This is a genomic window from Saprospiraceae bacterium (genome assembly GCA_016716185.1).
In the GTDB taxonomy this organism is placed as follows: domain Bacteria; phylum Bacteroidota; class Bacteroidia; order Chitinophagales; family Saprospiraceae; genus Vicinibacter.
On the sequence record JADJWV010000001.1, the window covers coordinates 359,175 to 374,712 of the forward strand.

A 15,538-nucleotide genomic window follows, 5' to 3' on the forward strand; every position below is an offset into this window, starting at 1 on the left:
ATATTTCTCTTTGTGTTTAACCAGATCCTGTAACTACCCTCCACTTTTATATGCTTAAGCAGACTGTTTGATTTAAGCTGAATAAATAATCGTATTATTTAAGCTTAAGTACGGGTCTGATCATTATCAAAAATTTTAATAAGAATAAGTTTTCATCTTTGTAAGCGTCTCCGCGAATTTGTTTTGAACGTTTCCAAACGAGCGATCCAATATTTAGGGGTTAATATGTACCAACCAGGGATTGTAAATATTTGTAATACCCAGAAATACATATACCTAACTAAATAAGATTGGTTTTTAATAATCGGCATATTTTATGCCGATTATTGCTAAATTTGGGAGCTAATGGTTTTGAAATATACGAGTATATGGGAGTTCAAGCCAATTTTACAACAGAACCGACTTAGCACATGAATCAAAGAACAAGATAATTATAATTAATATGAGTAAAATATTATTTATCCTAAGGAGTTTAATCTTGTTGCTTACAACTCTACAATTCACTTCTTGCAAGGGACAAGTAAAAGAAAAATCTGTTACTGATACAATTCAAAATCAAGTAAACACCCAACCACTCATTTTAAAACAAAGCACTACATTTCCTCAAATTCACACCAACTTAAATGGAATGGTAAGAGAGTTTGTAAGGACAATGCATCAAGACAATAAAGGGAATTATTGGTTTGGAACAAATGGTGATGGGATTATACGCTATGATGGAAAAATACTTGAAAAAATCACTGTTGCAGGAATCAGCCCACTTTTTAGGGTTTTAGAGATTGTAGAAGACAACGTAGGTAATATTTGGTTTGGAACATCCGAAGGACTCATAAAATACGATGGTGTAAAATTTAAGACATTTTCATTCAAAGAAGGACTGCCCGGTGTGGTTGCGGAAATTTGGGGTTTAACAATTGACAAAAACGGACTTATTTGGGTTGGGGCGACAGGAGGAGTTTGTCATTTTAACGGTGAAAAGTTTATACCATTTTCTTTGCCAGTTTCAAAAGTCGAAAATGCAAAACCAATGCTATCTGACAAATTGGTTTTTAAAATCATTGAAGACAAGAATGGAAATATGTGGTTTGCTACTGATGGGAATGGGATTTTTAAATATAAAAATGGAGAATTTATTCATTTAACCGCTAAAAATGAGCTTACCGATAATAACGTTGCAGATATCTTAGAAGACAAACAAGGAAATATTTGGATTGGAACTTTTAATGGCGGTGTGAGCAAATTTGATGGTAAAACATATACCAACTTCACAAAGGATGGAATTATTGTAGGTGTAGAAACTTATAATTTTTATGAAGATAGCAAAGGTAATATTTGGTTTACGGCAGAAGGCTCTGGTGTTTACCGATATGATGGCAATAATTTCAAACAATTCACAACTGAATATGGCTTAACATCTAATGTTACACAAAGTATTCTTGAAGATAACAAGGGACAAGTTTGGTTTGGAAGCTGGCAAGGACTATGCATTTTTGATGAAGAAAAATTTATGGACGCTAAACACAAAGAGCCTTGGACGAACTAAAAACTGGCTATAACAGCACCTACAAAAAATTGGCGGTTCTGTGTTTAAGTGAAGTTTTGTGCTTCCAACCAAGTTCAGTGGCGACAGACAGTTTCCGTTTCCGAAATTGCCAACTTCTTGTAGCTGTAAAACGTTAAGGGCAATTTTACAGACACCGCGAACAAATAGACAAACAGACCTTAATATAATAAAATGAATAACTATTTAATTCTTGGAGCACTTGTTATGGGTTTGACAACCTCTTGCTCAAATTCAAATCAGTCTAAAAACGCTGACAAAGCAATCAACCAAAGTGTAGCAACAAATGACACCATCAAAACCAATGAAAATATGATTACTCAAAAAATAACCCCTTCAATTTGGGTCGAAACGACAGATGCAAAAGCAGTTGCCGAGTATTATCTTTCAATATTTAAAGACGGTAAACTAAAAGAACACCACAAATACACAAACCCAACAGAAGCTGGAGGCGGAAACTTTGAAACAGCCATTATTGAAATTGCTGGTATGGAATTAAGCATTTTAGCAGCAGGTCCATTTCAAAAATTTAATGAATCAGTTTCATTGGTTATTAACACTAAAGACCAAGCAGAAACAGATTACTATTGGAATGCCTTAACTAAAAATGGCGGACAAGAAAGCTCATGTGGTTGGTGCAAAGACAAATATGGCTTATCGTGGCAGGTAGTTCCTGTTGAGTATTTTGACCTTATAAACAATGTTGACCCAAAGGTTAGAGAAAAGGCAATGAAGATTACATTGCAACAAAAGAAAATTATCTTAGCAGAACTAAAATAAAAACTGCACAAAACAGCTTCTACCCAAAAGTGGCGGTTCAGTGCCCGCCCTTACCGAACGGGCACGTTCGGGCGGGGTTACATCAAGCCTTGTGTCCGCCTCAGGCGGAATTGTGCTTGGTTGACAGTGAAGTGCTCCGATCCCGATGGCTGTCGTGACGCCACCTTCGGGTAGCAGCAAACCGTTGTATGCCATTTAAAACATAAATTAAAATATTTAAGCGAATCTTAAGAAAACACTCATCAAAAATCAATGAAACTCTAAAGACATTTGTATTATGAGAATACTGATAGTAGAGGATGAATATGGAATAGCTGCTTTTCTTAAACAAGGATTAGAGGAAGAGTCTTTTGCAGTTGATGTAGCGGAAGAAGGTAAAAAAGGACTTCAATTAGCCCTCTCTGGTGAATATGACCTTTTACTATTAGACTGGATGCTTCCTGGTCTAAGCGGTATTGAAATTTGTCGCCAGTTTCGTAAAGAATACGAATCTACTCCTATTATCTTTCTAACGGCCAAAGACACTCTTGATGAAACAATTTTCGGTTTGCAATCTGGAGCAAATGATTATATCAAAAAACCGTTTCATTTCGAAGAACTATTAGAAAGAATCAAAGTTCAACTCAGGCCAAAATCTGGAGAACATTCTGTATTTGTGCTGGGAAACATTACCCTCAACACTGAAACCCATCAGGTACACAAAGGTGATCAGGAAATAAACCTAACACAGAAGGAATTTGCCTTGCTTGAGTTTCTTATGCGAAACAAAGGTAAAGTTTGTAGGAGAACCCGAATTATTGAGAGTGTATGGGATATTCATTTCGATTACAATTCCAGTGTAATTGATGTATATATCAATGCCTTGCGTAAGAAGTTAATGCTCACAAACGAGGAAAATTACATTCAAACGATCAGAGGAGTCGGGTACACGGCCAAAGAAGTATGAATCTCAATTTTAAAGACAGAATAGCATTTAATTACATGATCGCCACAGCATTGATCATGGCAGTTGTTTTCGGGGCAATCTACTTCGTAGTTCATGAAAAAGTAGTCAACAACTTGGACAATGACCTTTCTTATGAAGCTAAAAAGCATACCGGTGAGATCAAAATAATTGGTGACAGCATCATATTCAAGAACAAAGCAGAATGGGAAGAAAGGGAACATACAGAAATTCAGGTCAATCCCGTTTTCATTCAACTGATCGACAAACAGGGGAATTTGATGGATAAGGCCCCGAATCTTAAAGAAGATTATCTGCCCTTTAATGCCTCCAAATTTGGAGGTCATTTTGACGCACGATTAAATAACCGAACCATACGCCAGGTTCAACTACCAATAGAGCAAAACGGAAAAATTAAAGGATATATTCTGGCTGCCATGTCTTCAGAGGCAGCACAATCAGTATTGCTTCGTTTGAGAAATGTATTGATTGTCTCATTTCTAATTGTACTGGGATGCTTGTATTTTATCTCACGCTTGCTAGCTGGAAGAAGTATAAAACCGGTTCAGGACGTTACAAAAACTATTTCTCGAATTACTAAAAATAACCTGAAAGAAAGGGTGGCCTTGCCTGCAAATAGAGATGAAATCCACGAGTTATCATCCAATTTTAATGCATTACTTGAACGCATTGAAAATGCCATCGAACGAGAGCGGCAATTTACTTCTGATGCCTCTCACGAGCTAAGAACGCCTTTGGCCACACTTAGAGGCACATTAGAGGTGCTCATAAGGAAGCCACGGACACAAGATGAGTATGAATCTAAAATAAAGTATAGTCTGTCAGAGATTGAGAGAATGACAAATACACTAGAGCAGTTGTTACTTCTCGCTCGCCTAGATTCACAAGTTGCACAAAAAGAAATCAACTTTTCATCCCTGCCGTCAATCATTGATGAATCTTTGACCCACTTTAAAAGTCAAATAATTGCAAAAAACCTCACAATACAATTTGTTTTCGATAAGAATAAAGCGTTTCTAGTTCGTAGCTATTACACCAATCTCATCGTAGATAACCTATTGAGCAACGCTATCAAGTATTCAAATAAAAATTCTACCATAAGTATTAGTTTGAATGAACAAAGAAATCATGTGAATTTCACCATTCAGGATGAAGGTATTGGCATCAAAGAAAGTGACTTAAATCATATCTATGAGAATTTTTATCGGTCGGAAGCATTGAATCATAAAGATATTTCGGGTAATGGCTTGGGATTGTCCATTGTGAAGAAAAGTGCCGATGCAATAGACGCCAAGGTAAAGATCGAAAGTACGTTAGACAAAGGCACAACCGTAACCGTCATTTTCTAAAACAACCGCATTATATATGACAGATCCAGTAGACAATTATTTAGAAAATCATTTCATACACAGAAGCAACTGGTTACGTGCCGCTGTTTTAGGTGCTAATGATGGAATACTTTCTACGGCCAGTTTGGCCATTGGAGTTGCCACAGCAAGTTCTTCCCGCGAATCGATCATTCTCGCAACTTTAGCAGGCTTAGTAGCTGGAGCACTTTCAATGGCAGCAGGCGAATACGTTTCTGTGAGTTCTCAAACGGATGTAGAAAAAGCAGATATTGAAAGGGAAAAACAAGAGCTTAAAGAAATGTCAGAATTTGAGTTGCAAAGATTGACGGATATTTATGAGCAACGAGGGTTAAAAAAAGAAACGGCTAAGTTGGTTGCAAAAGAACTCACCGAAAAAGATGCACTTGCTGCCCACGTTAGAGATGAATTAGGTATAAATGAAATAAGCCAAGCCAAGCCTCTTCAAGCTGCTTGGGCTTCTGGCGCTGCATTTAGTGCTGGTGGTATTTTACCCTTATTGGTAACACTATGTATGCCGTTAGACCACATGGTGTATTACCTCTATAGCTTTGCTATCTTCTTTCTGATCATATTAGGGATATTGGCGGCCAAGACAGGCGGATCAAGTATTAAAAATGCCATCATTAGGATAACTTTCTGGGGCACCATTGCGATGGGTTTAACAGCCTTAGTAGGTCATCTCTTTGGTGTAAGCCTAAGCTAGGCTATCGTTTTAATGAAATCTTAAGAAAGGCTTGAGAAAAGCCTTAGACACCCCCCTCTACATTTGATATGTAATTAAACAGGACATATCAATGTTAGAAAAAATCATCCAGTATAGCATACATCACAAGCTGATTGTGCTGTTATTTTCAGCAGGAATCATTGTTTTTGGTTTCTATTCTTTATCTGAGATTCCAATTGGCGCTGTTCCTGATGTAACCAATAATCAAGTTCAGATCATAACAACGTCAAGAAGCCTTGCCACAGAAGATGTAGAAAAATTCCTAACCTATCCTGTGGAGTTGGAGATGGCCAATCTTCCAAATGTAAAGGAAATTAGATCAGTCTCCAAATTTGGACTCTCGGTAGTGACTGTTGTCTTTAACGACAAAATTGGAACTTATCTCCCAAGACAATTAATAGCAGAAAAGATAAAGGCTGCCGAAGAAAAAATCCCAGCAGGTTTTGGCAAGCCATTTATGGGACCCATAACTACAGGTCTTGGCGAAATTTATCAATACGTTATTGAAGTCGATTCTGCATATAGGTATGAGTATTCCCTATCTGATATTCGCACCATACAGGATTGGGTGGTTAGGCGACAGCTCTCCGGAATACCAGGAGTTGTTGAAGTGAATACATGGGGAGGTTATCTGAAGCAATACGAAGTGGCACTAAATCCTGAAAAGCTTAGAGGCTTAAACATCTCAGTAACTCAGGTTTTTTCCTCTCTAGAAAAGAACAATAGTGTAGCAGGTGGTGGATATATTGAAAAAACGAATCAAACCTATTTTATCAGAGGAGAAGGGTTGGTTGGTTCTTTACAGGACATTGAAGATATAGTGATTGAGAATAGAAATGGCACTCCTATCTTCATTAAGGATGTTGCCACAGTTGGTTTTGGTCATGCCACACGTTTTGGATCAATTACAGGAAATGGCGAGGGAGAAAAAGTTCTTGGTCAGGTTATGATGCTGAAGGGTGCTAACTCAAAGGCAGTGATAAATGCAGTAAAAGAAAGAGTTGATCAAATCGCACCTTCTTTGCCTCCTGGTATCACCATCAACCCCTTCCTGGAAAGAAGTGAACTCATAGGCAAAACAACATTCACAATTGCAGAAAATCTCATTCTGGGATGTTTGATTGTCATTTTCGTAGTGGTGTTGTTATTAGGAAATATACGTTCAGGTTTAGTTGTTGCCTCTGTTATACCCATGTGTTTGCTTTTTGCACTCTCGCTCATGTACATCTTTGGCGTGGATGCAAATCTAATGAGCCTTGGAGCAATAGATTTTGGTATTATCATCGATGGAGCGGTCATTATTGTGGAGTTCATTGCTTTCAAGATTACAGCAGAGCAATCCAAACTGATGGAACTGCCTAAAAACGAAAGACAGAATTTTATTGATAACATTACTCACCTTGGTGCAAGTAAAATGATGCACTCGGCAGTCTTTGGACAGCTCATCATCATCATTGTATTCATTCCAATCCTCTCTTTGGTAGGCGTTGAAGGTAAGATGTTTAGACCGATGGCCCTTGTGTTCTCCTTTGCGTTGACAGGAGCTATGATCCTTTGATTTCCCTTTTAGTCATTGTTGGCTTTTTATTTACCCGAATGGGAGGCGAATTTGTCCCCACTCTGGATGAGGGTGATTTTGTAATACAACCGGTATTAAAAACTGGAACGTCATTAAGCAATACAGTGCTTGCAACCACCCGCATTGAAAAGATTCTAAAAAGTTTCCCTGAAGTCGATCAAGTGGTAAGTAGGATCGGTGCAGCCGAGGTTCCTACAGACCCCATGTCAATGGAAGAAAGTGACGTCATAATCAAGCTAAGACCGAAGGAAGAGTGGGTTTCTGCCCATAGCAAGGACGAATTAGCGGATAAATTCAAACAAGCATTAACAAAAATTCCTGGAGTAGATTTTGAATTTACCCAACCAATTGAAATGCGCTTTAACGAATTGATTACTGGAGTTCGTGCAGATTTAGCTATCAAGATTTTTGGTGAGGATTTGGATATTCTATACCAAAAGGCTTTAGAAATAGAAAAGGCCATTCATAATGTGGATGGTGCAGCCGACATTATTATAGAAAAAGTTGCAGGACTTCCCCAAATGTCAGTAAAGTACGACAGACGAAAAATAGCAAAATATGGGTTGAATGTCGAAGACCTTAATAGCCTTATTGAAATGGGATTTGCCGGAAAACCTGCCGGAACAGTCTTCGAAGGTGAGAAACAATTCGATTTAGTAGTAAGGTTTGACACAGAACACCACAAAGATATTCAAGACATTGAAACAGCAACCGTTCAATTACCTAACGGCACTCAACTACCGTTGAGTGAATTTGCGACCATTTCATACACAAAAGGACCTGCGAAAATTTCAAGAGATAATACAAAAAGAAGGATTGTGGTTGGAGTCAACGTTAGAGGCCGTGATTTGGAATCTGTAGTAAAAGACGTTCAGCAAGTAATTGATAAAAAAATCAAACTTCCTACAGGATACACAATAGATTATGGAGGTCAATTTGAAAATTTAAGGACTGCTAAGGAGCGATTAATGATCGCTGTTCCTATTGCCCTGATCCTCATTTTTGTATTACTCTATTTCGCCTTTGATTCTGTAAAGAATGCCTTAATCATTTACAGCGCTATACCCATGTCAGCAGTTGGAGGGGTTCTACTTCTGTACATCAGAGACCTGCCCTTCAGTATCTCAGCAGGTGTAGGCTTTATTGCCCTTTTTGGTATAGCGGTTCTCAATGGCATAGTACTGATAGAAGAATTTAAAGAGCTAAAGGCACATGGGATTACTGATATAAACAAACGGATTCTAATTGGCACAAAAAATCGATTAAGACCTGTATTACTAACAGCCTCGGCAGCCGCTCTTGGTTTCTTACCAATGGCCATTTCTACCTCCGCAGGTGCTGAGGTGCAACGACCTTTAGCAACCGTAGTAGTTGGTGGATTAATATCTGCCACAGCGCTTACCTTAATTGTACTTCCGGTGCTATATGCTTTGTTCGATAGACAAGGCCATACACCAAAGATCAAATTAAATAGAAAGGTAACCTCAATATTGCTTTTACTTGCTATTCCAGTCTTAGTCCACAGTCAAACCAATCTAATAAATGTTGATGAGGCTATTAACCTGGCTATTCTAAACAATTCAGGTTTAAAAGCATCCGAGCAAAGAATAAATCAAAGTAAACAACTAGAAGGAAGTGCCATAGATATAAATAAAACGGATGTTTATTATGGAAAAGATCAGAATAATATCGCTCCAAATAATCTACCGCTTAATGTTTGGGGCATAAATCAAACGATTCAGTTTCCAACAGTATACGGAGCACAACGAAAAATAGCGCAGAGCAAAACAAAACTGTTGACTGATCAATATCTTATTGATAAGGCACTTGTCAGCAGGGAGGTGTCCAAAGCATACTACGAAATTGTCTATTGGCAGCAAATGCTCAAAAACTATTCCTATTTGGATAGTTTGTATGCCTCATTTGAAAATGCAGCCAGAAAAAGGTTTGAACAAGGTGAGTCTAACTATCTAGAGAAGTTAACAGCAGAAACGAAAAGAAAGGAAATCTCCTTGCGTCTCTATCAAATACAAGAGAGCATAAACAAGTCTTACAGCAATCTAAATCAATGGCTTCAAACCGAGACTCCATTTGAAGTTATTGAAGACTCACTTACGCAGTTAAGTCCTTTATCCATTGATACATTAAAACATCCGACATTAAACTATTACAGTGACGCTTTGAAATTAACCAATCGGCAGGTCTCATTAGAAAAGCAAAAGTTGCTACCCGATTTAAATATAGGCATATTTCAAGGAACGAATAATGGAACAGGAAAGCAATCATACTCAGGGTTTCAGGTAGGTCTTTCAATGCCGATATGGTTCGGAAGTCAAAAATCGAAAATATCCGCTGCAAAAACAGGAGTGAACATATTAGAGCTGGAAAATGAAAACCACAAGATACGGTTGATCTCAAAATATGATGCATTGCAATCCGATCTGAGACAATTCGAAGAAGGAATCAAATATTACACCAAAACAGGAAAAAAATTAGCATCTGAAACCCTTTTTCATGCAGTCAAAGCCTACCAAAATGGTGAAATAAACTTCTTGCAATACACCCAGCTATTAGACAATGCCAAGAGCATAGAATCCAACTACCTCACAACACTTTTTCAGTACAATATGACTGTACTGGATACAAACTATTTAATGAACTGAAAATGAAAAATCTTACTAGAATATCAACAATGAATCAGACGCTAGGCATCTTAGTAGTTGCCTCAATCATCACAATGTCTTCGTGTTCCTCTCGGAACGATGAAACTACAGCAGAGCCATTATTATCTGAAGCAGTACAAGCAAATGAGTATAAACTAACCCAAATACAGTTTTCATTCTCAAACATGGAATTGGGTAAGCTCGTAACGAAACCATTTCATGAAATAGTGAAAGCTACTGGTATTTTTGATGTTCCACCTGAAAATAGAGTTACTGTGAGCACCTATTTTGGAGGTGCCGTAACACATATCGATTTATTGCCAGGTGTACAGGTTAAAAAAGGACAGACATTATTCTCATTGGAGAATCCGGACTTTGTTCAAATTCAACAGGATTATCTGGAAGCAAAAGGCCAGCTGGCTTATTTAAAGTCCGATTTTGAGCGACAAAAAAATTTGGTCAAGGACAATGTTACATCAGAAAAAAACTTCTTAAAAGCTGAATCTGACTACACCGTAACTAGAGTAAAATTGGAGTCATTAGGAAAGAAATTATCACTGATGGGGATTGATCCAAAGAATTTAACTCTCGAAAATATTCGCTCATCCATTAATATTTCTTCCCCAATTAACGGTTTTGTTACCCAGGTTAACATTGCCAGGGGGGCATTTTTGGCACCTTCTCAAACAGCTATAACAATTGTTGATACCGATCATCTTCATTTAGAATTGAACATTTTCGAAAAAGATCTTCCGAAAGTCAAAGTAGGCCAGTCTATAAAATTCAATTTGCAGGAGGACTATTCTACAATTTATGATGCAACAGTTCACTTAGTGAACAAAACGGTTGACCCAGAAAGCCGAACAGTTGGTATTCACGGGCATTTATCAAATGAAAGTCTTTCTTCAAAATTCAATCCTGGGATGTATGTTGAAGCCAATATTTTAACAACATCACAAACAAAAACTGCTTTACCACAAGAAGCTCTGGTCGAAGTGGATGGCAAGTATTTTGTACTCGTTCTCAGCGCTTCATCCGATGAAGGTTTCACTTTTTTAAAGAAAGAAATCAAGATCGGCTCATCCAATAAAGGGTATGTAGAAATCCTCAATAGTAATGATTTAAAAGATAATTCCGAATTCCTTGTAAAAGGAGCATTTAACCTTATAAAAGAATAATTATGAACAACGCACATTTTCATTTAGTAGTCAATCACCTGCCAATTGTAGGCTTATTGATCGGTACTCTTATCCTGATTGCCGGATTATTAGTGAAGGAAAGGAATGTTAAACTTACAGCTTTAGGTGTATTTATATTTACCGCTATTACTTCAATTGTCGCTTTTTATACAGGAGAAGGAGCAGAAGATATAGTAGAGAATATTGCTGGAATAAGCGAAACACTTATCCATACTCACGAGGAATATGCCGAATCGTTTTTTACAATCACATTAATACTTGGCGGTTTAGCTTTAATTGTTCTTATAGCTGAGATAAAGAAACTCAAATACACAAAGTATTTTATATATCTGATCCTTTTACTTGCCTTGGCAGACGGTGTTCTAGCTAAATATGTTGGAACAAGTGGAGGTGAAATTAGGCACTCTGAAATCCGAAGTGATACCAAAATTATTCGATTAGAAAGGCAGGAAGATTGAAAAACGGTATACAACATTGTATAATCGTATTGCGGGCTGAAAGGCCAAAATTGAGCATTATTGCTCCAAAGCAACTTTGCAGCATTCGGATAGTAAACTGCTCCAATACCCACACTACGGTTATACTTTATCGTTATAAGCGATTTTAAGACGACACACCGTATGGGCAACCCAAAGACGAATTAACCCACAAATTAAAAAATTATGTTAGGAGAATTTTTATCAAAAAGAAAAAACAGGAAGTTGCTTTGGTTACTTTTGGGGTTATGGGTTTTATTAATTTCCAGAATACTAATTCTTTCTCAAACCAATTGAACTTAATGAAAAAGAAAAAATCGTGGAAAATCTTTAAGATAATTTGGTTTAGCCTTGTAATTATTTTCTTTATTTGGAATGGGACTACATTCCAATCTCACAATCTTCCCGAAGACACATTTTTAAACTCAGACATTGTTTCTATAATTGAAACGGATGAGCAAATCACTTTTAAATCTGACACTTCCAAAAACCAAATGGAGCTTATTTTCTTTCAAGGTGGCTTAACTGACCCAAAAGCCTATGCGCCTCTTTGCAGAAAATTAGCAGAAAACGGTTTTACCTGTCACTTAATAAAAATGGATTGGAGACTTCCGCAATATGACTATCATAAAGCATCCAAATTATTTGACCTCACAAAAGGAAACTTTGTTATTGGTGGACACTCACAAGGCGGGAAAATGGCTGCTCAATTTGTTTATGAAAATTCAAACGTATTTAAAGGATTATTCTTATTGGGTACTTCTCACCCACGGGATATTGATTTATCAGCCCAAAACATTCATTGTATAAAACTATATGCAGAAAATGATGGGCTTGCAAGTGTTGATGAAGTTTTGGCTAATAAAAACAAGTTGCCCAAGGACGCGAAATTAGTTTTGATAAAAGGAGGCAATCATTCTCAATTTGGGTATTTGGGCAAATTACTTATGGACAGTTCGGCTGACATTTCATTAGAAGAACAGCAACAACAAACATGTGACAACTTGATTAGCTTTATGTACGAAATAATAAAAGGTCTATAACGCGGGGTTGGCAAAAGTGGCGGTTCAGTGCCCGCCCTTACCGAACGGGCACGTTCGGGCGGGGTTAAATCAAGCTTTGTGTCCGCCTCAGGCGGATTTGTGCTTGGTTGACAGTGAAGTGCTTAGATCCCGATGGCTATCGGGACGCCAACTTCTTGTAGCTGCAAACCGTCAATCTGTCTAAAAACTCAATCGAAATTGTTGAATACTTTTTGTAGTGGATAAGATATAATCCGTTTCTATTTACTATCTTTAAAGCATGCGATATATTGGCTAAAGATATAATAGACGATTACTTTTTTTCTTTGACACTATGATTTTCAAAGAAAATCCTGATTGGGCAAGTTGTTCTTGTATCGACTATCATTTCATTTATCACACGAATTGAAAAACAGACTGTCTGAGTAAATATCATTTTCGCAATTGAGTAGTGCTTCTGGGTACAATACAGATGGAAGAGATCTTAAAAATAAGTCTTTTGATTGGCAATAAACCGTTTGATCTGAAGAGCCGTTTCGGCAAATTTATAGCTAAACATTTCATTACGTTCTGCTTATTTTTGTCTGGTATTCACCAAAATAGCTTTGTTCAAAAAGCTTTTCAAGAATTTTCTGTGTTAAGAGTTGTAAATTAACATTTATTAAAATGGCTCGCAAAAGACAAAAACAACATTCGTGTGCAAACTGCGGTTTTGAATTCAGTGCAAAAAGCGAACACACAAATTATTGCCCACATTGCGGCCAGGAAAATCACAATCCCAGATTTCCTTTGGTTCATTATGTCTATGAATTGCTGGAGGGTTTTATACACTTCGACACCAAATTTCTTCATTCTTTTAAGATACTCCTCTTAAAACCTGGTAAAATCACTTTTGACTATATTCATAATATTCGGGGCCGATACACCCCACCTTTAAGGCTATTCATTTTTATTTCGATTTTTGCATTTTTAGTAATAAGTATTTTTGAAAAGAAGCTGGCCGAATCCGGATATTTCGGATCGTTTTCGGAAGATCAGGCGAATACGAATATGACGATCGGTGAGATCTTTGACCATTCTCCCGACAGCGTAACGGCACGCATACTGGTTCCGCCATTTTCCTGGATTATGAAAAATCCTGAAATAACAAATGCCCATTTAAGAGAGCTGAAAAAAGCTTCTTCCGATAGTGTTGGAATCTGGTTAACGAAATATGGATATGACGATAATCCCCTTACTCGTTTTTATGCTCTTAATAAAAGACTTCAGCTGAATAGGCAAATGACCATCCCTGAAGTCGTTATAATGGTCTCCGGTATTTTTAAGTGGCTTTTCCTCATAATAATTCCTGTAAATGCATTTATCTTATATATAATATTCTACAACAAGCTACTGTTTTATTATGATACCCTGCTCTATTCAATTCACTTCGCTTGCTTTTTTCTATTGTTCTATTCTGCTTTATTACTAGAGCTTCTTTTCTTTTCAGCCGTAGAAGGGCCTTTGTTAAATGTATTATTCGTTCTGAATTTAGTGATGTTGGTGCTGTATCTGGCTCTTTCGATGAAAAAAGTATTTGCGTATCCATGGGTCAGCACTATTATTAGGTTATTCTTATTTTGTTTTATTTCTTTTGCCGTATACCAACTCATTCATTACACTATTTCATTTTACTCAGGTAAGTAGATGAATTCTTTAAATAGAAAATTAAAATATGTACAACCTCTCCTACTTCAAAGAAAAAGACAAACAAACAGTATTAGATTTTATAGAAGAATATCCATTTGCATTTTTAACGGGTAGTTTTTTATCAGGTGAACAGGTTGCAACGCAAATACCTGTTTTACTTGAAGAGAGAAATGGGGCTTTGTATTTGCATGGCCACATCATGCGCAACACCGACCACCATAAGGCGCTTCTTGAAAATCCAAACGCTTTGTTGGTGTTTACGGGTCCGAATTGTTATGTAAGTGCATCCTGGTATAGCAATCCCCAAATAGGTTCGACCTGGAATTATCTGAGTGTTCAAATAAGCGGACGAATCCAATTTATGACCGATGATGAACTCATAGCATTTATGCGAAAACTGACTTTAAAATTTGAAAAGGGGAATACCCAATCCCAGACATTCTATGACAATCTCCCGGAATCGTTTTTAAGCAAGATGATGCCTGCCATTGCTGGCTTTGAAATGAAGACAGAGAAATTGAAAAATGTATTTAAACTCAGCCAGAACAGAGATGAGAAAAGTTACCTGAATATTATTTCTAACCTTGAAAAAATAGGTGGGTCCAGTGCTTTAATTGCATCGGAAATGAAAAAAAGAAAAGCAGAATTGTTTCCTGCAGGTGTGGATTGGGATGCCTCAAAATTTGATTCCTGAAAATTACCAATGTTGCTCTGTGCTTTATGCAATTAGAAAAAGAATATGGGTCGGTAATCTAAAAGCCCGAACTGATGTATCCATTCAACAGAATGTAGCTCTCACACGACTCCAGCCAAATGGGAAAAACTGAGCTTTTAGGCCTCCCTTTTCGCGGTAGCCTTTCTTAGGTTCCATTATCATTTATCTACTTTCATGTGATACCTCTCCATTATAGGGTATTCTACTTTTGTTGGGACAATTACATTTATTATTTAAAAATTAAATGATCATGAAGAAACTAAACAAACAACAAATTGCCTCCATTCTGGCCGGAGGACCTTCACTGAATTGATTATTGGTGTAGTAACTTATTATTTTAACTTTTAAATCAGCAATTATGAAAAAATTGAAACCATCTCAAATCGCATCTATTTTGGCAGGAGGACCTTTGCTTCAATAGATTTATAACAACTTACAACTTTTTTACTTCAAATTTTTTATTATGAAAAAACTGAACAACAAACAAATAGCTTCCATTCTTGCCGGAGGACCAATCCTTCAATAACATATCAAATTCTTAACTTCTATTTTTAAGATTGAATTTATTGGTCTTATAAATGAGTTAAAAGAATAGTATATGTTCTTATTACGCTTCAATTTACTGTAAGCCACTTCAAAACATATTGAATAAAACTACATTCACACGTTTTCAATTCTATCAAATATTCAGGGTTTACCCTGAATATTTTTTTTAAAAAATCAGGGTTTACCCTGATAGTTGGTTATGTGATTAGCATTAGCTTTGCACTTGTATTTTCCCTTCTATCCCAATTTT

The 15,538-nt window shown here is 36.9% G+C and carries 10 protein-coding genes and 1 pseudogene; all 11 read left to right on the forward strand.

Annotated elements, in window-relative coordinates; all coding sequences use genetic code 11:
* The first annotated feature begins 442 nt into the window (after positions 1 to 442).
* The 11 genes and pseudogenes from IPM34_01345 (at position 443) to IPM34_01395 (ending at position 14,721) form a co-directional block, all read left to right on the forward strand.
* Positions 443 to 1,543: a hypothetical protein gene (locus tag IPM34_01345; GenBank protein ID MBK8954189.1), complete on the forward strand. Its 1,101-nt coding sequence runs from the start codon at positions 443 to 445 to the stop codon at positions 1,541 to 1,543.
* A gap of 225 nt (positions 1,544 to 1,768) precedes the next feature.
* Complete coding sequence (locus tag IPM34_01350) at positions 1,769 to 2,341, forward strand: VOC family protein (GenBank protein ID MBK8954190.1); 573 nt, start codon at positions 1,769 to 1,771, stop codon at positions 2,339 to 2,341.
* 277 nt (positions 2,342 to 2,618) lie between these two features.
* Positions 2,619 to 3,287 (forward strand): response regulator transcription factor, encoded by a 669-nt coding sequence (locus tag IPM34_01355; GenBank protein MBK8954191.1) that lies wholly within the window; start codon positions 2,619 to 2,621, stop codon positions 3,285 to 3,287.
* Complete coding sequence (locus tag IPM34_01360) at positions 3,284 to 4,654, forward strand: HAMP domain-containing protein (protein MBK8954192.1); 1,371 nt, start codon at positions 3,284 to 3,286, stop codon at positions 4,652 to 4,654. The genes IPM34_01355 and IPM34_01360 overlap by 4 nt, the downstream gene beginning before the upstream one ends.
* A gap of 16 nt (positions 4,655 to 4,670) precedes the next feature.
* On the forward strand, positions 4,671 to 5,378 hold the full coding sequence (locus IPM34_01365) for a VIT family protein (GenBank protein MBK8954193.1): 708 nt from the start codon (positions 4,671 to 4,673) through the stop codon (positions 5,376 to 5,378).
* 91 nt (positions 5,379 to 5,469) lie between these two features.
* Positions 5,470 to 9,641 (forward strand): annotated as a pseudogene (locus tag IPM34_01370) (CusA/CzcA family heavy metal efflux RND transporter).
* A 29-nt stretch (positions 9,642 to 9,670) separates the two neighbouring features.
* Complete coding sequence (locus IPM34_01375) at positions 9,671 to 10,819, forward strand: efflux RND transporter periplasmic adaptor subunit (protein ID MBK8954194.1); 1,149 nt, start codon at positions 9,671 to 9,673, stop codon at positions 10,817 to 10,819.
* A 2-nt stretch (positions 10,820 to 10,821) separates the two neighbouring features.
* Positions 10,822 to 11,298 (forward strand): hypothetical protein, encoded by a 477-nt coding sequence (locus IPM34_01380; GenBank protein ID MBK8954195.1) that lies wholly within the window; start codon positions 10,822 to 10,824, stop codon positions 11,296 to 11,298.
* A 320-nt stretch (positions 11,299 to 11,618) separates the two neighbouring features.
* Positions 11,619 to 12,359, forward strand: coding sequence for an alpha/beta hydrolase (locus IPM34_01385; GenBank protein ID MBK8954196.1), 741 nt, complete (start codon positions 11,619 to 11,621; stop codon positions 12,357 to 12,359).
* Positions 12,360 to 13,004: 645 nt separating this feature from the next.
* Positions 13,005 to 14,024 carry a DUF3667 domain-containing protein gene (locus IPM34_01390; GenBank protein MBK8954197.1) on the forward strand — a complete coding sequence of 340 codons (1,020 nt, stop codon included), beginning with the start codon at positions 13,005 to 13,007 and terminating at the stop codon, positions 14,022 to 14,024.
* A 28-nt stretch (positions 14,025 to 14,052) separates the two neighbouring features.
* Entirely contained in the window at positions 14,053 to 14,721 is a 669-nt protein-coding gene (locus IPM34_01395) for an FMN-binding negative transcriptional regulator (GenBank protein MBK8954198.1), read from the forward strand.
* Positions 14,722 to 15,538 lie beyond the last annotated feature (817 nt).